The sequence below is a fragment of the Streptomyces goshikiensis genome (assembly GCF_014650555.1).
GTDB classification, from domain to species: Bacteria; Actinomycetota; Actinomycetes; order Streptomycetales; family Streptomycetaceae; genus Streptomyces; species Streptomyces goshikiensis.
The window spans coordinates 39,429-56,308 of the sequence record NZ_BMVE01000022.1 but is presented as its reverse complement, the minus strand read 5'-3'; the positions used below and the strand labels follow the sequence as shown (position 1 = coordinate 56,308).

General features: G+C 72.4%; 19 protein-coding genes. 7 read left to right on the top strand and 12 right to left on the bottom strand.

Features of this window, described 5'->3' with window-relative positions; all coding sequences use genetic code 11:
• Nucleotides 1-9: 9 nt before the first annotated feature.
• From IE248_RS35715 to IE248_RS35705, 3 genes are read right to left on the bottom strand one after another with little or no spacing between them, the layout of a single operon-like run.
• Nucleotides 10-1,845, bottom strand: coding sequence for a bifunctional phosphatase PAP2/diacylglycerol kinase family protein (locus IE248_RS35715; RefSeq protein ID WP_229895771.1), 1,836 nt, complete (start codon nucleotides 1,843-1,845; stop codon nucleotides 10-12).
• 47 nt (nucleotides 1,846-1,892) lie between these two features.
• Nucleotides 1,893-2,324, bottom strand: coding sequence for a hypothetical protein (locus IE248_RS35710; RefSeq protein ID WP_190032956.1), 432 nt, complete (start codon nucleotides 2,322-2,324; stop codon nucleotides 1,893-1,895).
• A 9-nt stretch (nucleotides 2,325-2,333) separates the two neighbouring features.
• Nucleotides 2,334-2,927: a TetR/AcrR family transcriptional regulator gene (locus IE248_RS35705; protein WP_190032976.1), complete on the bottom strand. Its 594-nt coding sequence runs from the start codon at nucleotides 2,925-2,927 to the stop codon at nucleotides 2,334-2,336.
• Between the two features lie 130 nt (nucleotides 2,928-3,057).
• Between IE248_RS35705 and IE248_RS35700 the strand changes: the two genes are divergently transcribed.
• Nucleotides 3,058-4,212, top strand: a complete 1,155-nt coding sequence (locus IE248_RS35700) for an FAD-dependent oxidoreductase (protein ID WP_190032955.1) — start codon at nucleotides 3,058-3,060, stop codon at nucleotides 4,210-4,212.
• A 123-nt stretch (nucleotides 4,213-4,335) separates the two neighbouring features.
• On the opposite strand, the gene IE248_RS35695 is transcribed toward IE248_RS35700, so the two are convergent.
• Together IE248_RS35695 and IE248_RS35690 are read right to left on the bottom strand one after the other, a co-directional pair.
• Nucleotides 4,336-4,557 carry a helix-turn-helix domain-containing protein gene (locus IE248_RS35695; protein ID WP_073796398.1) on the bottom strand — a complete coding sequence of 74 codons (222 nt, stop codon included), beginning with the start codon at nucleotides 4,555-4,557 and terminating at the stop codon, nucleotides 4,336-4,338.
• Entirely contained in the window at nucleotides 4,557-5,042 is a 486-nt protein-coding gene (locus IE248_RS35690; protein ID WP_008737005.1) for a DUF2975 domain-containing protein, read from the bottom strand. Before IE248_RS35690 ends, IE248_RS35695 begins: the two co-directional genes overlap by 1 nt.
• Before the next feature lie 203 nt (nucleotides 5,043-5,245).
• Here IE248_RS35690 and IE248_RS35685 point away from each other — a divergent pair, with 203 nt between their 5' ends.
• Together IE248_RS35685 and IE248_RS35680 are read left to right on the top strand one after the other, a co-directional pair.
• The gene (locus tag IE248_RS35685; protein WP_073796397.1) at nucleotides 5,246-5,668 is read left to right on the top strand and encodes a DUF3052 domain-containing protein; all 423 of its coding nucleotides are present in this window, start codon (nucleotides 5,246-5,248) and stop codon (nucleotides 5,666-5,668) included.
• 94 nt (nucleotides 5,669-5,762) lie between these two features.
• Nucleotides 5,763-6,746, top strand: a complete 984-nt coding sequence (locus IE248_RS35680) for an aldo/keto reductase (protein WP_229895770.1) — start codon at nucleotides 5,763-5,765, stop codon at nucleotides 6,744-6,746.
• Between the two features lie 58 nt (nucleotides 6,747-6,804).
• On the opposite strand, the gene IE248_RS35675 is transcribed toward IE248_RS35680, so the two are convergent.
• Nucleotides 6,805-7,341: a hypothetical protein gene (locus tag IE248_RS35675; protein ID WP_190032954.1), complete on the bottom strand. Its 537-nt coding sequence runs from the start codon at nucleotides 7,339-7,341 to the stop codon at nucleotides 6,805-6,807.
• A 175-nt stretch (nucleotides 7,342-7,516) separates the two neighbouring features.
• Between IE248_RS35675 and IE248_RS35670 the strand changes: the two genes are divergently transcribed.
• Entirely contained in the window at nucleotides 7,517-7,912 is a 396-nt protein-coding gene (locus tag IE248_RS35670; RefSeq protein WP_190032953.1) for a hypothetical protein, read from the top strand.
• A 67-nt stretch (nucleotides 7,913-7,979) separates the two neighbouring features.
• On the opposite strand, the gene IE248_RS35665 is transcribed toward IE248_RS35670, so the two are convergent.
• On the bottom strand, nucleotides 7,980-9,164 hold the full coding sequence (locus tag IE248_RS35665; protein WP_190032952.1) for a serine hydrolase domain-containing protein: 1,185 nt from the start codon (nucleotides 9,162-9,164) through the stop codon (nucleotides 7,980-7,982).
• A gap of 314 nt (nucleotides 9,165-9,478) precedes the next feature.
• Between IE248_RS35665 and IE248_RS35660 the strand changes: the two genes are divergently transcribed.
• Both IE248_RS35660 and IE248_RS35655 read left to right on the top strand, forming a co-directional pair.
• Nucleotides 9,479-9,664 carry a hypothetical protein gene (locus tag IE248_RS35660; RefSeq protein WP_008736997.1) on the top strand — a complete coding sequence of 62 codons (186 nt, stop codon included), beginning with the start codon at nucleotides 9,479-9,481 and terminating at the stop codon, nucleotides 9,662-9,664.
• Nucleotides 9,665-9,896: 232 nt separating this feature from the next.
• Complete coding sequence (locus IE248_RS35655; RefSeq protein ID WP_073799039.1) at nucleotides 9,897-10,253, top strand: PRC-barrel domain-containing protein; 357 nt, start codon at nucleotides 9,897-9,899, stop codon at nucleotides 10,251-10,253.
• 40 nt (nucleotides 10,254-10,293) lie between these two features.
• Here IE248_RS35655 and IE248_RS35650 read toward each other — a convergent pair whose 3' ends face one another.
• A complete protein-coding gene (locus IE248_RS35650) occupies nucleotides 10,294-11,082 on the bottom strand; it encodes an alpha/beta fold hydrolase (protein WP_190032951.1) in 789 nt (262 codons plus the stop codon).
• Nucleotides 11,083-11,234: 152 nt separating this feature from the next.
• Here IE248_RS35650 and IE248_RS35645 point away from each other — a divergent pair, with 152 nt between their 5' ends.
• Nucleotides 11,235-12,137, top strand: coding sequence for a LysR family transcriptional regulator (locus tag IE248_RS35645; protein WP_190032950.1), 903 nt, complete (start codon nucleotides 11,235-11,237; stop codon nucleotides 12,135-12,137).
• A gap of 107 nt (nucleotides 12,138-12,244) precedes the next feature.
• Here IE248_RS35645 and IE248_RS35640 read toward each other — a convergent pair whose 3' ends face one another.
• The 4 genes from IE248_RS35640 to IE248_RS35625 all read right to left on the bottom strand — a co-directional run bounded on the left by IE248_RS35640 (nucleotide 12,245) and on the right by IE248_RS35625 (nucleotide 16,877).
• Nucleotides 12,245-12,967: a dienelactone hydrolase family protein gene (locus IE248_RS35640; RefSeq protein ID WP_190032949.1), complete on the bottom strand. Its 723-nt coding sequence runs from the start codon at nucleotides 12,965-12,967 to the stop codon at nucleotides 12,245-12,247.
• A 210-nt stretch (nucleotides 12,968-13,177) separates the two neighbouring features.
• A complete protein-coding gene (locus IE248_RS35635) occupies nucleotides 13,178-14,029 on the bottom strand; it encodes an ECF transporter S component (protein WP_190032948.1) in 852 nt (283 codons plus the stop codon).
• Entirely contained in the window at nucleotides 14,026-15,684 is a 1,659-nt protein-coding gene (locus tag IE248_RS35630; RefSeq protein ID WP_190032947.1) for an ABC transporter ATP-binding protein, read from the bottom strand. The genes IE248_RS35635 and IE248_RS35630 overlap by 4 nt, the downstream gene beginning before the upstream one ends.
• The gene (locus tag IE248_RS35625) at nucleotides 15,681-16,877 is read right to left on the bottom strand and encodes an energy-coupling factor transporter transmembrane component T (protein ID WP_190032946.1); all 1,197 of its coding nucleotides are present in this window, start codon (nucleotides 16,875-16,877) and stop codon (nucleotides 15,681-15,683) included. The genes IE248_RS35630 and IE248_RS35625 overlap by 4 nt, the downstream gene beginning before the upstream one ends.
• Nucleotides 16,878-16,880 lie beyond the last annotated feature (3 nt).

Sequence of the window (16,880 nt, the reverse complement as noted above, 5' to 3'; positions counted from 1 at the left end):
CGGAGCGGTTCAGTGGTGCGCGGTGTGCGGGGTGTGCTGGGTCTGCGAGCCGTGGCCGGGGGCGTGGGGGAGTGCGGTGGCGCCGGGAGCGCGGGGCAGTCGCATCCGCAGGGCGCCCGGTTCGATGCCGGCGGTCAGCAAGGCGCCCTCGCTCATGCTGTCGCCGTCGACCTCGCGGGCCTGGGCGCGCGCGAAGCGGACCTCGATCCGGGTGGCGCTGAAGTACTCCAGGGAGCCCCCGGCGACGACATCCGCCCCGTTCGCCCCGTTCGCCCCGTTCGCCCCGTCCGGATCGCCGGGGGTGGGGGCCGGGGCGGGCCTGCGTACGACGCGGGCGGCCAGGTGCGTGGCCGCGGCGAGCCAGCCGGCCGCTCCCCGGGGGTCGAACAGTACGATCTCCAGCCGGCCGCTGTCCGGACGCGCCCTCGGCAGCAGTTCCAGGCCGCCCTGGAGCGTGCCGACGTTGCCGATGACGACCATCCGGGCCCGGCGCCGGATCCGGCGCCCCCCGTCGAGGCGGATGTTCAGCCGCATCCGGGGGTCCCGCAGGTGCCGGGCCGCCGACAGGGTGTAGGCGACCCAGCCCAGGCGGGCCTTGAGCGCGGGGGAGGCGTCGCGGACCATGGCGGCGTCGAAGCCGGCGCCCGTCATGACGGCGAACCGGGTCGGCGGGAGGCCGTCGCCCTCGACCCGGCCGACGTCGATCCCGAAGTCCACGCCGTCCAGGGCCTCTTCGAGTGCCGTCGCCGGGTCGGCCGGGAGGTCCAGGTTGCGGGCCAGGAGGTTGCCCGTGCCGCAGGGTACGAGCGCCAGCGGGATGCCGGTGCCGGCCACCACGTCGGCGCAGGCGCGCACGGTGCCGTCGCCGCCGCAGGCTACGACGAGATCCACGTCGCCCGCGGCGCACTCTTCGGCGAGGCCCCCACCGGGCCGTTCCACCGTGGTCGAGGTCCACCGCTGGTCGGTGAATCCGTGCCGTCCCAGCCGGGTGCGCACCTGGGCCGCCAGCTCGTCCGGGCAGTTGTGCGGGTGGCGTACGACGACGACCCGGCGGCCGGTCGGCCGGCCGTCCGTGCGGGCGAGCCGGCCGGGCTGAGCGGGTACCTCTTCGGCCCCGCCGCGCGGAACTCCGTACGCTGTCCGCTCGCTCGCGGAGTCGCGGTCACGGTCGCGGCCGTACAGGAACACGAGGCCCATGACGAGCAGCGTCGCGCCCCCGTTGAGCAGGCCGCCCGCCACATCGGAGGGGTGGTGCATTCCCCGGTACACCCGGGACAGTCCGACCGCCGGCGGAACGAGCAGCAGTACCCCGGCCGTGAGGTACCGCCAGGGGCCGCGCGTACGGCTCAGTACGAGGGTGGCGAGCCCTCCGTACAGGGCGACGGACGCGCCGACGTGCCCCGACGGGAAACTCGACGTGGGCGGCGCTCCGTCCAGTTGGGGCACCTCGGGGCGGGGCCGCTCCACGAAGATGGTGACGAGGAGGAACACGGCGGACTGGACGGCGACCGACGCGCCCAGGAACCCGGCTTCCGTCCACCGCGGGGCGCGCGGCAGCACCAGCAGCGCGGCGACGCAGACCAGCGTCACGCCGACGATGCCCTCCGTGCTGGCCATGAGGGACAGCCCCGCGGAGAGGCCGTTGCCGAGGGGGCTGCGGTGCTCGGCGAACGCCCGGGGGAGCCGGTCCTCCAGGGTGAGCGGCCAATGGCCGTCCGCCACCCGGGTCACGAAGAATCCCAGGAGGATCATCAAGGTGGCCTGGGCCGCCACGAGCCACACATGCCGGAGCCGTCTCGCGGGCCCGCCGTTCTCGGTCGTCATGGAGCCCTTGTTGCCCGTCACGGCCCGATGATGCGCCCGTATCCCCTGGTCATGCGTCGCAGGCGTGGCTAGAACTCATGGTCCCGGGCCAGTTCCTCCCAGGGGATGCCGCGGAGCGCAGGATCGGCGTTCTCGCCTGACGGGACGTCCGGGAGGGGCTGGAACCAGGCGATGACGAGGACGGAGTGGTGCAGGACCGGGTCGAGGCCGGGATCGACCGCTGTCGAGCTGAAGGCACCGACGCAGGCCACGGACGGCAGCACCTCGACGGGCCCGAACGCGCCCCCGCTCTGATCCGGGTACTCGCGTGCGGGGGAAACGAGATGGACGGGCAGGGAGGGGAAGGCGCGTTCGGCCCGGTGCAGAAGACCGCTGACCTTCCAGTCGTTGATGCGCTTGCACGGGTAGCCCTCCAGCATCCCGCCGTAGGTCGAGGACATCCGTAGCTCGGAGAGCTCGATCGAACGACCGGAGGAGAGGGCTATGTGGCTCAGCGACATCCCCACGCCCTAGGCACGAGATCCCGTGGCGCTCCATCCGTTCTCAAGGAGATCGAAAGCGGCGTCGAGGGCTTGCTCGGCATCGGCGGCGGCGCGCGCGAAGGCGGAGGCCTCCAGCGCGAAGCGGGCCAGCGCGGCGCTGCGCAGGTCATCGGACGGGGCGCCGGTGTCTTCCGCGATGGCGCGGGCGAGGGCGTCCTGGCGGCGCATCCACATGCGGTGGCCGTAGTCGCTGAGGGCGGGGGTGCCGGCCACCAGATCGAAGAAGTCGCCGTAGCCGGTGTCGGTTTCGGAGTGGGCGTCGGGATCGGCGGGGCGGATGCGGACGCGTTTGACGTGCGCGCGCAGGGCCTGGGGGATGGTCGTGCCGGGGGTGCGGTCGCGGACGGCGGAGACGAGTGCGGCCTCTTGGTCTGCCTCTTCGTCGAAGACGAGGGCCTCTTTGCTCGGGAAGTACTTGAGGAGCGTGGTGGTCGACACGTCGGCCGCCTCGGCGACGTCGTGCAGGGTCACGGCGTCGTAGCCGTGCTCGATGAAGAGGCGCAGGGCGGCGTCGGCGAGCGCTTTGCGGGTGGCGGCCTTCTTGCGTTCGCGCCGTCCCATGGTGGTCGTCATTCTTGCATCGTACTCGATCTTGCCTGATGAAAAAACTTGTATCGTTGAACTTATTGGGTCGTTGTGCTTTTGTGGAACCACCGCCGTCGATCTGACCGGCCCAACAAGGAGAACGCCCGTGACCCGTAATCCCACCCGCACGCCCGCCCGTATCGCCGTGGTCGGCGCCGGCCCCGGAGGTCTGATCTGCGCCCGCATACTCCAGCGCCACGGCATCGACGTCACCGTCTACGACCTCGACGCCTCCGCGACGGCCCGTGACCAGGGCGGCTCCCTCGACATGCACCCCGACACCGGCCGGCACGCCCTGTGCGCCGCCGGCTTGTGGGACGACTTCGCAGTCCTGGCCCGTCCCGAGGGCGAACAGTGGCGTCTGGCCGGGCGCGACGGGCGGATGACGTTCGACGCGGCTCCGCCCCAAGGCGGCCAGGGGAATCCCGAGATCGACCGCGGGCAGTTGCGCGATCTCCTCCTCGGCTCCCTCGCGCCCGGCACCGTCCGGTGGGGCCACAGGCTGGACCACGTCGAACCGCTCGGCGACGGCCGCCACCGCCTGCACTTCGCCCACGCCCACACCACCGAAGCCGACTTGGTCATCGGGGCGGACGGCGCCTGGTCGCGAGTGCGCCCGTTGGTGTCCGATGCCGTGCCCGTCTATACGGGAGTCACCTTCGTGGAAACCGGCCTGAACGACGCCGACACCCGCCACCCGGCGCTGGCCGCCCTCACCGGCGCCGGCACGATGATGGCTCTCGACGACAACCTCGGCATCGTCGCCCAGCGCAACAGCGGTGGCCACATCCGCATCTACGTCGGCATGCGCACGCCCGAGGACTGGCACCGGCGGGCCGGCGTCGACCTGGCCGACCCCCGCGCCGTCCGCGACGCCCTACTGGAACGCTTCGCCGACTGGAGCCCGGCCCTGCGGGGCTTCATCACCGACACGGACACCGGTTACGTCAACCGCCCCCTGTTCGCCCTTCCCGTCCCCCACACCTGGGACCGCACCGACGGCGTCACCCTGCTGGGCGACGCCGCTCACCTGATGTCCCCGTTCTCCGGCATGGGCGCCAACCTCGCCATGCGGGACGGCGCGGACCTCGCCCGCGCCCTCGTCGACCACGCGGCCCTCGACGACGCCGTCACCGCCTACGAGAAGCTCCTCCTGCCCCGCTCCATCGAGGCGGCCGAGGGCGCGGCCGATGCCCTCGACAGTGCCTTCGCCCCCGACAGCGCCGAACAGATCCTCACGCACATGACCGCCCACCACTGACCGCACGCCCGGCCGGTACGCGTTGAAAGCCGATGCCGGCCACGCCCGCGAAGGCGTGGCCGGCATGCGGATGTCCGGTCCGGCCGCCGCGCGGCGCATCCGGTGGCGGTCCGGCCCGGGGTGTCAGTCGTCCTCCGCGTCCTCGGCCTCCCAGCGCAGCAGGTCGCCCGGCTGGCATTCGAGTACGTCGCACAGCGCGGCGAGCGTCGCGAAGCGCACCGCCTTGGCGCGGCCGTTCTTGAGTACCGCCAGGTTGGCGGGCGTGATCCCCACGCGGTCCGCGAGCTCGCCCACGGACATCTTCCGCCTGGCCAGCATCACGTCGATGTCGACGGCGATCGGCATCAGATGACCTCGTCCAGCTCGGCCTGCATCTGCGTGGCTTCGACGTCACGCGCGACGGCCTGGGCGAGCAGCATCCGCAGTACGAGCACGATGAGCGCGACCCCCAGGATGGCCAGGCCGATCCCGCCCATGATGACGGTGACGCCCGGGTCCTCCCGCTGGCCCGGCGCGTTGACGATCGTGACCGCGAACCACAGGAGGGAGGCGGCCACGATCGCGCCGATCACGACGTCCACGTACCGGAAGGCGGCGTGGGAGAACACGGTGCCGCGCCGCACCATCGTCACCAGCCGCCACACGCAGACCAGGGCGGCCTGGGCCGCCAGCATGCCCAGGATCGTGATCACGCGCAGCGGGGTCAGCGGAAGCGTCTCGTCCTCCGGGTCGGTGAACAACACCCACACCATCGATGCCTGTACGAACACGGTGCCGGTGAGCACCACCGCGAGCACGGCGCGCAACGCGGCCACTGCCAGCTTTCCCATAACCCCATCCCTCCATCGACTTACGATGGGAATCTATCGAATCTCGATAGGTGAGGCAAGGGGCGGAGGGGTGGGCGAGCGGCGGCCGCAGCCATCGACTCGATGTCCGGCTTGGCGTCACATGCCCGCCATCACCCCCTTTCTCTGATTGGCTACCGGGGTGACGTGCGCCGTGGGGCGCGCCCTGGCGATCGAGAGGCCCGGTGTCGGCGGCTGTGGATCAGGCGGAAGAGCGCGCGAGCGCGGCGGCGCGGATGGGCTTCGTGTCGGGGCAGGTAGTCCAGGAGATCGGCCACGGCGGTGACGTGGACGAGGAACTCCGCGAGGGGATCGCCTCGCTGACCGGGAAGCCGCTGGAGGGGGAGGAGCTCGACGACGTCGCCGACGCGGTCCTGCTCTGGTTCCGCCTTGACGACGGCGATCTCACGGACGCCCTGGTGGACTCCCTCACCTACCTGGAAGCGGACGGCGAGCTCTGGCTGTGCACCCCGAAGCCCGGACGCGCGGGGTTCGTGGAAGCGGGCGACATCGGCGAGGCGGTGGCGACGGCCGGGCTGTCCCGGACCAAGGCCATCAGCATCGCCGGGGACTGGACCGGCGTCCGCCTCTCCCGGGCGAGGCACTAGGCGCGTCACCCGCGAGCCGGGTCCGCCCCGGCCCCACACCCCACACCGGATACCGGCCCTGGGCTCACGGCAGGACGCCCCATAGGGTGGGCGCGTGGCGGACAACCTGAAGAACACAGACGACAGCGCGCGCGGGGACGCCGCGGGCGACCGGGTGCTGTACGGCTGCATGGGCCTCGGCGGGAGCTGGGAACCGGACCCGTACGGACCGGATGACATCGACGTGGCCGAGGCCGCCGTCGAAGCGGCCCTCGACAGCGGCATCACCACCTTCGACCACGCCGACATCTACCGCCACGGCAAGGCCGAGGCCGTGTTCGGCGAAGTGCTCGCGCGCACACCCGGCCTGCGCGAGCGGATCACCCTGCAGACCAAGTGCGGCATCCGCCTCGGCGGGGAGGACGGCCCCGGCCGGTACGACTTGCGCGGCCCGAGCATCGTCCGGCGCGTCGAGGAGAGCCTGACGCGGCTGCGCACGGACGTGATCGACGTACTGCTGCTGCACCGCCCCGACCCGCTCGCGGACCCGGACGAGACCGCGGGGGCGCTGATGTCCCTCCACCGGCAGGGCCTCGTCCGCTCCTTCGGGGTGTCCAACATGGGCGCCCCGCAGATCACGGCCCTCCAGGCGCGGCTCGACGTACCGCTCGTCGCCAACCAGCTGGAGATGAGCCTGCACAGCCGCGACTGGGTCGAGGCCGGTGTCCTGCTCAACACCCCCGCGTACGCCTCCAACGGCTTCCCCTTCGGCACGCTGGAACACTGCCGCGACCACGGCATCCGCCTCCAGGCCTGGGGCGCTCTGGCGCAGGGGCGCTTCACCGGCCGTCAGAGCACGGCCGCCGAGCACGCCACCGCGGAACTCCTGGCCGACCTCGCCCGCAAGAAGGACACGACCCCCGAAACGATCCTGCTGTGGTGGCTGGCCCGTCATCCCGCGGGCATCGCCCCGGTCATCGGCAGCGCCCGCCCGGACCGCATCCGCGCCTGCCGGGACGCGGCCGTGCGCGAGCCCGACCTCACGCACGAGGAGTGGTACGAACTCTGGATCACTGCCCGGGCCGTCCCGCTGCCCTGACCGGTCCCGCCGGACGGGGATGTCCGGAGCGCCGGGGAAACCGCTGGGCGGGAGCCGTTCAGCCGTTGTCGGTGCAGCGCTTGCTGCCCAGGGCCGTCGCAGCGCCCTTGTCGTAGCCGGACTGCCAGTTCGGGTCCGGGGCGAGGTTCTTCGGCGGGTTCTTCTCACAGGTCGCCAGGGTGTCCCTCAGGCCCTGCTGGTAACCCGTCCGGAACTGCTCCTGCGCCTTGGCCTGGTCGCCTTCCCCCTCGGCCTCCGCCGCCGCACCGTTCCCGGTGCAGGTGACGGAGGGGCCGCCGGCCGGAGTCGCCGTGTAGATGCCGGGCTTCTCACCGCCGGAGTAGTGGAGGTCAGTTCCGAAGCCGGTCAGGGTCGTGGACGTTCCGGCGTCCTTGTTCGTGAGGACGAACGGTCCGTTGAAGCCCTGGAAGTCGAACACGACCGTGCCGGGCGCCGACTTGTTCGCGACGACCTGGCAGGACGCCGCCGGCACGGCGTCCGGGGCTGAACGCGCGAAGGCGGCCGGCCCGATGGCGAGCGAGGAGATGACCAGGGGAGGAGTCGCCACCAGGCACCTGAGTCGGTAGCTGCGCATGTCTTCGTTCCTTCCGCGATCGGTCCGGGTCGGGAGCGCGGGGAAACGTACGCGAGGAGGGCGCCCCCTTCGCGTGGCCAAGGGGTACACGCGGTTCCGGCCCCGAACGGCGGACACGGCAGTTCCCCGCGTACCTTCCATCGTCCTGCCGCCCCGCGACCCTGTCGACCGCAGTATGGCGCCGCTCGACACCGGGGGCGAGCGGCGCGATCGTGGGAGGGAGATCGCGCGGACGCGGCGACGGGGGAGCCGGCGCGGCATACCCGCGCCCAACGGCTCGTTCACCCGCGCCTCCCTGCCCGACCACGTCTACACGGCGGAGTCCGCGCAGGATCCTGCCGTGGGCTGCGCCAGGGCCGCGGCGCCGCAGAGCCCGCCGCCCAGCCCGCAGACGAGCCCCCCGCCCGCGAACGAGCAGTACCGGACGGGTTACCAGCAGGGCCTGAAGGACACCCTGGCGACCTGCGAGAAGAACCCGCCGAAGAACCTCGCCCCGGACCCGAACTGGCAGTCCGGCTACGACAAGGGCGCCGAGGCGGCCCTGGGCAGCAAGCACTGCACGGGCTCCTGAGCACCCCGCGGCCCTGCGCCTCGGCGGTGGCGGTGTTGCTCCCCGTGCCGAACGGTGGGTGGCCGCCTCACTCGTCCTTGAGGAGGGCGCAGGCGAACTCCTCCTGGACGGTGCGCAGTCGCGCGAGCAGGGCGGGCTTGTTGCTCGCGCTGGTCTGGGTGTTGATGGAGAACGTCAGGGAGCGGGTGCCGTCGGGCGTGGTGGCGGCGAGCTGGGTGTAGCCGGCGGTGTTCCCGGTGTGGCCGTAGAGCACGCCGCATCGGGTGGTGTACCGGAAGATGGCCAGCCCGGCGGCGTTCGTGCCGGGTCCCGGGGGCTCGGAGGAGTCGCCCGGGCGGAATTCGAGCTGCGCCTCGCGGGTCCGGTCCGAGAGCAGCGCGGGACCGCCGTAGGCGCGGATGAAGGTGCCCAGCTCCCTGGGGGTGGAGACGATACCGCCCGAGGCCCAGGCTCCGGAGGCGCCGAAGGCCTCGCTCACATCCTCGGGCGCGGCCGGCGGGGCGACCGCGTAGCCGTGCAGGAAGGGCCGCGGGAGCCGGTAGCCCAGCGGGAGGCTGGTGCGGTGCAGGCCCAGCGGCCGGTACACGAGCTCGCGGAGGAGGTCCTCGTACGGGCGGCCGGTCGCGGCCTCCGCCATCAGCGCGATCGCGATGTTGTCGGAGTTGGAGTACTCGTACAGGGAGCCGGGGCGGAAGCGCAGCGGCTCGTCGGCGACGAAGTCGAGGAGCCGGCGCGGGTCGAAGACGTGGCGGGGGTCGGCGGTGAGGACGGCCACGAACTCGGGGTCGGCGGAGTAGTCGGGCAGGCCGCTGGTGTGCGCCAGGAGCTGGCGCAGCGTCACCGCGCCCCAGGCAGCCGGCTGTCCGGGCAGCCGGTCGGCGATGGTGTCGTCGAGGGACAGCCGGCCCTGGTCGACGAGCCGGAGGGCGACGGCGCCGCTGAACGCCTTGGCGACGCTGGCGATCCGCATGTGGTCGTCAGGGCGCGGCGGACGGCCGGTGGCGATGTCGCCGACGCCGGCGGTGTACACCTGCGTACGGTCGCCCCTCGTGAGCAGGGCGATCACCCCGGGCGGGCCGTCGTCCTGGGCGACGAGCCCGTCGAGCTGGCGCTGCAGGCGCTGGTCGTGCCGCGGCGGGCCGCCGTCGGCAGCCTGCGCGGGCTGGAGCAGCGTCGAGCCGAGCACGGCGGAGGTGAGGGCGATGGCGGACAGCGCGGTGCGCAGGCGGTGGCCGCGGGTGCGGATGGGCACGTGCGGATCTCCCTGGGTGCGGTGGGCGGGTGCGGTGGGGGACGGGCGGAGGGCCGGCGCCCCGGCCCTGGGCCCGGGCCGGGAGACCCGGCCGCGGCACCTGCCTGCCTAGCAGGCCAGGAGCGGCAACCGGCCGCGGCACGCCCCGGCCAGGGCCGGTCGGCGGATGCGGCTCACCGGTACGTGCGCCTCTCCGCCGGGACTTCCGGCAATGATCGTCAGGGATTCCGTCGAGCGGGGCCCACGCTATTTCCCGTCCGCGCCGATAAGAAACAGATAAATTTCGAACGCATGGCTGTGGAGTGCCCGGGCACATGACTGCTCGGAGGTTGATAACTATGGTTCCCCTGCTTCTCGTTCTTCTGCTGGTTCTGCTTCTTTTCGGTGCCGGTTTCGCGGTCAAGATCCTTTGGTGGATCGCGATCGCGGTGCTGGTCATCTGGCTGCTGGGTTTCGTCGCCCGTCCGAAGGGCGGCAGCGGCCGCTGGTACCGCTGGTAGTGGGCAACACTGCCCACCAGGTGTGATGTGGGGCCCGTACCGTCCAGGTACGGGCCCCACACCTGTCTCCCGCGCCACGGTGGCCGCACTGACGAAACCCCGGTCCGATTCGGATGCGTGGTCCGGTCTTTCCAGGGCAGGCGTGATTCCGACGGCGCCGCTCTTTCCCGGTTCTGATGGATCGTGGGTATGAAGTGGCCTTTGGTACCGAGCATTTTGGAGGGACTTTCATATGACTGCCAATGTGTGGGGCTACCGCGAGACGTCCGGCCGTACGGCCGGTTCCGACCTGACGGGCTACAAGGTCGAGGCGACGGACGGCTCCATCGGCAAGGTCGACAAGCACTCCGACGACGTCAACTCCGCGTACATCGTGGTCGACACCGGTCCGTGGATCTTCGGCAAGGAGGTCCTCCTGCCGGCGGGCACGATCGAGCGGATCGACGCGCAGGAGGAGAAGATCTACGTGGGCCAGACCAAGGAACAGATCAAGGCGGCTCCGGAGTTCGACAAGGATGCCCACCTGGGCAACCAGGACTACCACCGCCAGGTCGGCGGCTACTACGGAGACCTGTCCAACCGCCTCTGACGGCAGGGCACGGCGCGGCGCGGCAGGGTACCGCGGACCCTCAGGCAGCCCGTTCCGGCATCGATGCGAGCGCTGCGCGCAGTGCCGTGTTGAAGCGTTCGGGCTGGTCCTGCTGGGACATGTGGCCCGCGCCCTCGATCACGGTGAGTCCGGCCCCCGGGATGAGCGCCGCGCACTCCCGGGGCACCTTGAGGGGGACCTCGGTGTCCAGCTCGCCGTGGAGGAAGTGGACGGGCACCCGGAGCCCGCCCAGGCGGGGGCGGGGGTCGTAGTCCGCCTGGTCGGCCACGAGGCGGTCGATCAGGCAGGTGGAGTCCAGGAGCTGTCGCACCGTCCGGTCGATCACGGCTCTGTCGGCCCCCGGCCGATACCAGTGCGGCACGAGGTCGGCCAGAGTGCCGGCACGGTCCGCCCGCAGGTCGGCCAGCAGCCCGGCCATCGCCTCCCGCATGCCGGCCGAGAAGTGGTGCACCCCCGCGTCCACCGGGATCACCGCGCCGATCCGCCGGGGCGCGGCCAGCGCCGCCTCCAGCACGAACGCCCCCGCGATCGACGAGCCGATCAGCACGGGTGCCTTGAGCTCCAGCGCGTCCAGGAACCCCAGGGTGTCGTGGGTGACATCGGCGATGGTGTAGCCGGTCGCGGCTCGCTCCGACCGGCCGCAGCCGCGCCAGTCGACGGTGATCACGTGGTGGTCGCGGCTCAGGTCGGCGGCCTGCGCGTCCCACACTCGGCCACTGGTGCCCCAGCCGTGCAGGAAGACCAGCGCACGGCCCGCGCCGTGCGCCTCGTAGTAGAGGCTGGTCCCGTTGACGTTCGCGACTCCCATGGCGGTCCCTCTCCGTTGTGCGGCCCGGTGTTCCTGCGCCGCGTGCTACGCAGGAGGTCATTCCAGCCGAGGAAGGCCCTCCGTCCAACGCGCGATCCGCGCATAGACTCATCGATGATCATGATGAATCCAGCGGGGGGCGGGAGGCGCTCGTGGAGCTGTGCCAGGTCCGGTACTTCGTCGTGGTGGCCGAGGAACTGCACTTCGGGCGCGCCGCCGGTCGGCTGCACATCGGTCAGCCGACCGTCAGCCAGCAGATCCGCAGGCTGGAGCGGGAGTTCGGCTCGCAGCTCTTCGACCGCACGACGCGGACGGTCACGCTGACACACGCCGGGCGGGTGTTCCTGCCGTACGCACGCGCCCTGCTGGACGCCGAACGGGCCGCATCCGAGGTGTTGACGGGGCTGCGCCGGGAGCGGGACGCCACGCTGCGGCTGGGTACCAGCACCGGCCTGGGCCGTCGGCTGGCGAAGACGCTCTCCGCCCTTGCCGAGCACGCGCCCGCGCTGATGGTGGAGCTGGTCGGCGTGCCCCTGGCCACGCGGTTGCGGCACGTCCGGGACGGGGAGCTGGACGCGGCGTTCGTCCGGGGCGTGGACTCCCTGCCCGGCTTGGAAGTGCTGCCGCTGTGGGAGGAGGAGCTGGTCGCCGCCCTTCCCGCGCGTCATCCCCTGGCCGCGGACCCCGAGGTGGCCGCGGCGGACCTGGCCGGGCTGCCCCTGCGGATCGCCACGCACGAGGAGAACCCGCCGCTGGTGAAGGCCGTCACCGCGGCCTGCCGGGCGGCGGGCTTCGAGCTGAACCCGGGACCGGCGTTCACCAACGACCAGGACACCCTGGCCGCCATCGCCGCGGGCCGCCCCGCATGGACCGTCTACTACGCCGCCCAGGCCGCGATCCAGCCGGCCCCCGGCGTCGTCTTCCGCCCCTTCGCCGCGCCCGCACCGACCGTCGCGACCTCCCTCGCCGTCAGACCCCACCCGCCGTCCCGCGACCTCGCCGCTCTTCTGGAGGCCTGCCGCGGCCTCGACGCGGACAACCGCCGGCAGTTCTGACGGCACGGTCGCTCAGGATCCCTCCCGGACCTGACGGCGGTGGGCGGCGTCCTGGCGGGCGCCGCCCACCGCCTACTGGCTGCTGCCGGGCCGGTGGCGGCGCGGCGTCACTTCAGGTGGCGGTCGTAGAAACGGTTTCCGTCCTCCACCTCGAACCACGGGGTACCGGTGTGTCCGCCCAGGTTGGCGTGGAGCGTCTTCTCCTTGCTGCCGAAGGCGTCGAACAGGTCGAGGGCCCGCTGCCGGGGGTTCCCCTCGTCGTCCCACTGCAACAGGAACAGCAGCGGAACGGTCACCTGCCGGGCCTCCTCGCGCTGGGCGCGGGGTACGTAACCCCCGGCGAAGAAGCCGGCGGCCGTGATGCGCGGGTCGACCGCCGCGAGGTGGATGCCGACGGCGGTCCACCCCGAGTACCCGACGGGGCCGCCGATCTCCGGCAGCGCGAGGAGGGCGTCCAGGGTGGTCCGCCATTCCGGGACCGCCTTTTCGACCAGCGGGCCGATGAAGGACTCGAAGATCGCGTCGACCGGCTCGCCGGCCTGCATCGCCCGGCGGAGGTCGGCGCGCGCCTGCTCGTCGGCGGCGGAACGGGGCCGGTCGCCGCACCCGGCGGCGTCGATGGTCGCCACCGCGTAGCCGTGCGCCGCACACTGCCGGGCCCGGGCCACCAGCCGGGCCGCCCCCTTGGGCAGGCCGTTGTTGTGGGCCATCAGGATCAGCGGGACTGGTGCGGCGGATTCGGGGGTCCACAGGGTGCCGGGGATCTCGCCGAGGGTGAATTCGCGTACGAGGACGCCGTCGTCGAGGCGCTGCTCGGAAGTGAAGTGCATGGTCGTGCCTTTCGGGAGTGCTCGTGATCGGCGCTCCCGGACGACCTGCCTATCGTCCGACCGTGACCCCGGAGGGGAGCACCCATGTCGATACAGCGTTCACGGGTACCACCTCCTCGTTCTTTCGCACGGCCTCGGGAAAAGTAGCAGTGGTCGCCGTGGTCCGCCAACCGCTTTCCGCGTGGGTTCGCTAACGGTTCGCTGGTGGGGCTACGGGACGTCGTGGCCCGTACCGCCTCGGGGGCTGAAGCGGACGGGAGCCTCGAAGCGGGCCTTGCGGGCCGCGCGGCGGAAGACGGTGAGGACCGCAGGCCCGGCCAGGCAGATGCAGACGAAGTTCGTGACGGCGCGACCGGTGTCCCAGCCGAGCGACGTGGCCAGGTCGAAGGCCAGGTAGCGCTGGAACTGCTCGGTGAAGGGCAGTCCCGGCAGGTAGGCGATGGAGCTGTTGGGGTCCAGGGAGAAGGGCCAGAAGGAGAGGTTGAGGAGGAAGCCGAAGAGGTAGCCGGAGACCGATCCGTAGACGGCGAGCAGGCCGACCTCGCGGCGGCCGCCGGCCTTGGGGAGGAAACCGGCGAGCATGCCGACGAAGGCGCAGCCGAACATCTGGTACGGCATCCAGGGCCCGACCCCGCCCGTGATCAGGGCGGAGGCGAAGAGCGAGGTGCAGCCGAGGGTGAAGCCGAAGCCCGGGCCGTAGACCCGGCCGGCGAGGACGAGGATGAAGAACACGGTCTCGATGCCCGCCGTGCCCGCGCCGAGGGGGCGGATGGCGGCGTTCACCGCGGACAGGACGCCCAGCATGGCCAGCGCCTTGGAGTTGATGCCGCCCTCGGCGATCTCCGAGATCACGACGCACAGGACGATGACCAGCAGGACGCCGAAGATCAGGGGCGGGGCGTAGTTCGAGCCGAACTTCCCCGGGGCGACGAGGAACGGCCAGAAGAAGGCGACGATTCCGAGGAAGGCCGCCATGGCGATGACGATGCCGGCGCGCGCGTTGATCCGGATCGCGGCGGTGCGTGCGGTGGCCGAGGCGGTGGCGGCGGCGGGCGCGGTCATGGGGCGGGGTCCGTTCCGTCGTCGGGGAGGGCGGAGGCCACCTGGGCGACCGTGAGGTAGGGGAGGGGGGAGAGGATCTTCGCGGTCTGCGGGGCGAAGACGGGGGAGGCGACGATGACCTCGGTGGTGGGCCCGTCGGCGACGATGTCGCCCTCGGCCATCACCACGACGCGGTCGGCCGCGCGGGCGACGAACTCGACGTCGTGGGTGGAGATGACGACGGCGCGGCCCTCGGCCGCCAGGTCGTCGACGATGCGGATCAGCTCGTTCTTCGCCTGGTAGTCGAGGCCGCGGGTGGGCTCGTCCAGGAGCAGCACACGGGGCGCCGCCGAGAGCTGGATGGCGAGGACCAGGGCCAGCTTCTGGCCCTCGGAGAGGTCGCGGGGGTGCGTGCCGTCGGGAATGCCCGGAGTCAGGCGGTCCAGGAGGGCGCGGGCGCGGACCCGGCCCGGACCGCTCACCCCCGATTCGCTGTCCGCCTGGTCGAGTTCCTGCTTGACGCTCTCCAGGTAGAGGAGGTCGGTGGGGGTCTGCGGGACCAGACCGACGAGCCGGCGGGCCTCGGCCGCGGACAGCTTCTGCGGATCCGCGTCCTTCCCGCCGTCGGCAGTGGGTACGGCGACGGAGCCCGCCTTGCGGGGACCGGAGCCCTGGAGCGCCCACAGCAGGGAGGACTTGCCCGAGCCGTTGCGGCCCATGAGGGCGGTGATCTCCCCGCCGCGCAGGTCGAGGCCGACCTGGCGCACGGCCGGGACGCCCTGGTACGTGACGGTCACCCCGCGGGCCTTCAGCAGCGTGACGGGGTCCGCGGCGGGCGCCGGGCGCACGGGTACGGGCGTCGTGTCGGCCAGCCGTGCCCGCAGGGGTGCGGCGGCGCGGCGCGCGTCGCGGATCGAGAGCTGCAGCGGGGACCATCCGGCGGTGCGGCCGAGCTCCACGATGGGCGGTGCGATGGAAGACGTACGGAAGACCTCGGCGGGCGGCCCGGAGACGACACGCCCGTCGCCGGGGAGGTGGATGACGCGGTCGGCGTACTGGACCACGCGCTCCAGGCGGTGTTCGGCGAGCAGTACGGTGACGCCGAGGTCGTGGACGAGGCGGGTGACGGCGGCGAGGACCTCCTCCGCGGCCGTGGGGTCGAGGGCGGAGGTCGGTTCGTCCAGGACGAGTACGCGCGGGTGGGCGGTGAGGACGGAGCCGATGGCGACCCGCTGCTGCTGGCCGCCGGAGAGCTCGTGCAGGGCGCGGTGGCGCAGGTCCGCGAGGCCGAGGAGGTCCAGGGTCTCCTCGACGCGCTTGCGCATGGTGGCGGGTGGCACCGCCAACTGCTCCATTGCGTAAGCGAGTTCCTCCTCGACGGTGTCGGTGACGAAGCCGTCGAGCGGGTCCTGCCCGACGACCCCGACCACGTCGGCGAGTTCGCGGGGCGGGTGTGCGGCGGTGTCGCGTCCGTCGACGGTGACGCGGCCGTAGAGGGTGCCGCCGGTGAAGTGCGGTACGAGTCCGTTGACGGCGCCGAGGAGGGTGGACTTGCCGACGCCGGTGTGGCCGACGACGAGGCACAGCTCGCCCTCCTCGACGGTGAGGTCCACCTCGCGCAGGACCGGTTCGGCCGCGTCGTCGTACTGGACGGTGACCTGGTCGAAGTGGATCACTTGGCTTCCTCGTTGCGCTGTACGGGTACGGGTACGGGTGCCGGAGCGGGTACCGGGGCTGTCGGGGGCGGGGCGAGGAAGCCGGCGGCGCCGGCGAGCAGGATCGCCGCCGCCGGCACGAGCGGCAGGGTCGGCCAACTCAGCGGGTAGATCGAGGGGTTGAGCTCGGCGGCGTTGAAACCGGCATTGCTGAACAGCAGGACGGCCGACACCACCCCGCACCCGGCGACGGCCCACTCCGCGGCCCGCCACGGGTCGGGCCGGTAGGTCGTACGGGTGATGCGGCGCCCGCCGAGCCGGAGTCCGGCGAAGCACAGCACCGCGCCCGCTCCCATCGCGGGGAGCCCGAGCAGTTTCGGCGCGGTCGCGTCGAGGAGCCCGTACGCGCCCGCGCACAGCCCGCACATGCCGAGCAGCATCAGCGCACCGGTCAGCCGCCGGGAACGGCGGGTGGCGGTCCCGGCGCGGCCGTAGCCACGGGAGTCCATGGCGGCCGCGAGCCGCAGCGAACGCTCCAGGGCGTCCTCCAGAACGGGGACGATGATGCCGCGCAGGGCGCGCGGGCCCTTGGGGCGGCCGGCGCGCAGTCTGCGGGCGCGGTGCACGCGCTGGACGCTCGCCACCAGCTGGGGCGCGACGCTGATGGAGACGGTGACCGCGACGCCCAGCTCGTACAGCGCGCCGGGCAGGACCCGCAGGGCGCGTTTGGGGTTGGCGAGGGTGTTGGCCGCCCCGATGCAGCACAGCATGCAGGCGAGCCGCAGTCCGTCGGTGGCCGCGGAGAGCAGCGCTTCGAGGGAGACCGGACCGCCGAGCTGGATGCCCGCGTACCAGTCGGGGGTGGGGATGTGGGGGAGGGAGAAGAGGAAGTGGTCCCGCGGGGTGATGCCGGTGGCGAAGACCGCCCGGAAGGCCACCCGGATCGCGACGACGGTGAGGGCCAGGTAGAGGTAGTACTTGAAGCCGCGGGCCCAGGGGGCTTCGGTACGCCGCATGGTGATGACGTAACCGAGGACCGCGAGGACGAGGAACAGCAGCAGCGGGTTGTTGGTGCGGCTGACGGCGGTGGCCAGGGCGAGCGCCCAGATCCACCAGGCGACCGGGTGCAGGGTGCGGGGCAGACGGCGGCCGCCCGGGTCCGGCGCGGTGCCGGACACGGGCGGCGCGGCCGCGGCCGTGGTGGTGCGTGACACGCG

Bases quoted from the DNA above. Each gene is read 5' to 3' on its own strand.
- IE248_RS35695 (WP_073796398.1), bottom strand. From the start codon at position 4,557: ATGCCGATCGCCGTCGACATCGACGTGATGCTGGCCAGGCGGAAGATG.
- IE248_RS35670 (WP_190032953.1), top strand. From the start codon at position 7,517: ATGGCGCCGCTCGACACCGGGGGCGAGCGGCGCGATCGTGGGAGGGAG.
- IE248_RS35705 (WP_190032976.1), bottom strand. From the start codon at position 2,927: ATGGGACGGCGCGAACGCAAGAAGGCCGCCACCCGCAAAGCGCTCGCC.
- IE248_RS35640 (WP_190032949.1), bottom strand. From the start codon at position 12,967: ATGCACTTCACTTCCGAGCAGCGCCTCGACGACGGCGTCCTCGTACGC.
- IE248_RS35675 (WP_190032954.1), bottom strand. From the start codon at position 7,341: ATGCGCAGCTACCGACTCAGGTGCCTGGTGGCGACTCCTCCCCTGGTC.
- IE248_RS35710 (WP_190032956.1), bottom strand. From the start codon at position 2,324: ATGTCGCTGAGCCACATAGCCCTCTCCTCCGGTCGTTCGATCGAGCTC.
- IE248_RS35660 (WP_008736997.1), top strand. From the start codon at position 9,479: ATGACTGCTCGGAGGTTGATAACTATGGTTCCCCTGCTTCTCGTTCTT.
- IE248_RS35635 (WP_190032948.1), bottom strand. From the start codon at position 14,029: ATGACCGCGCCCGCCGCCGCCACCGCCTCGGCCACCGCACGCACCGCC.
- IE248_RS35690 (WP_008737005.1), bottom strand. From the start codon at position 5,042: ATGGGAAAGCTGGCAGTGGCCGCGTTGCGCGCCGTGCTCGCGGTGGTG.
- IE248_RS35650 (WP_190032951.1), bottom strand. From the start codon at position 11,082: ATGGGAGTCGCGAACGTCAACGGGACCAGCCTCTACTACGAGGCGCAC.
- IE248_RS35655 (WP_073799039.1), top strand. From the start codon at position 9,897: ATGACTGCCAATGTGTGGGGCTACCGCGAGACGTCCGGCCGTACGGCC.